The organism is Paenibacillus cisolokensis, assembly GCF_050481165.1.
GTDB lineage: Bacteria > Bacillota > Bacilli > Paenibacillales > Paenibacillaceae > Paenibacillus_AH > Paenibacillus_AH cisolokensis.
The window spans coordinates 1-534 of record NZ_JBCNFP010000199.1; the positions used below are offsets into that span (position 1 = coordinate 1).

General features: G+C 53.7%; 1 pseudogene. It reads left to right on the forward strand.

What is annotated here, in order from left to right:
• Window positions 1-534, forward strand: a pseudogene (locus ABEV74_RS22975) (transposase); the annotation flags it as partial.

The following is a 534-nucleotide window of genomic DNA, read 5'->3' on the forward strand; positions in this document are numbered from 1 at the left end:
GAACCCGATTCACAGTCATGGCGATGTCATGACCAGCTATCTTGGCTTGCTTTGCCAAGGCAAAAGCGACTTCGACCACATCGAACCTTTCCGAAAAGATCCCGTATTCCAAACCTGCCTCGGTGTCCGCAAGGTGCCGTCAAGCCCGACGCTCCGTCAGCGTCTGGATGCCGCAGCTCAAACGATGAATGCCAACTGGAACGAGATCCTGCTTCAAGAATCCGCCGATCTGATTCGAAACGTAAAAGCACCTGTAACCGGACTGACAGCAGGCAAACATACGGTGATTCCGCTGGATATCGATGTCTCTCCGTTCGATAACTCCGGTACGAAAAAAGAGGGTGTTTCGTTGACCTACAAAGGCACGTTCGGCTACGCCCCCATTTTCGCCTACCTCGGACAGGAGGGGTATAGCTGATTTTCTGCGCGAAAGCATCCAGTATGCCCGGCGCATCACGAAAGAGCGCCTTCTCGTGCGGATGGATTCCGCTCACGACAGTCTGGAAAATCTGCAGACAAGGGCATGGCCTGTGA